Below are 339 nucleotides of genomic sequence, written 5' to 3'. Positions count from 1 at the left end.
GGAATCGAGCCGGGCGAAATCGTCGTCATCGACGACATCGCTCCTGCTATTCCCGGCATGGCGCTGACGCCGATCGAGGTCCAGCCATGATACGTTGGTTCACGGGCCATCCGACGGCGGGCAACCTGCTACTTCTTCTTTTCCTGGCTGCAGGTAGCTTTGCCGCGCCCGGGCTCTTGCGTGAAACCTTCCCCGATTTCCGCGCAGTGGAGGCCGAGATTGTCGTACCCTACAGAGGGGCGGCCGCCGAGGATGTGGAAACAGCTATCTGCGCGCCTCTCTGGGACGGTGTGCAAAGTGTCGAGGGGCTAGAAACCTTCACCTGCACCGCACAGGCTG

Annotated in this window: 1 protein-coding gene; it reads left to right on the top strand. The window is 61.9% G+C overall.

What is annotated here, in order from left to right; genetic code table 11:
* Nucleotides 1-86: 86 nt before the first annotated feature.
* On the top strand, nucleotides 87-339 hold a 253-nt coding region (locus E7681_RS19035; protein WP_136340772.1), incomplete at its 3' end, for a hypothetical protein.

This window comes from Thalassobius vesicularis (assembly GCF_004799325.1).
GTDB classification, from domain to species: Bacteria; Pseudomonadota; Alphaproteobacteria; order Rhodobacterales; family Rhodobacteraceae; genus Thalassobius; species Thalassobius vesicularis.
The sequence above is the reverse complement of the archived record's forward strand: the minus strand, read 5'-3'. Positions and strand labels throughout refer to the sequence as shown.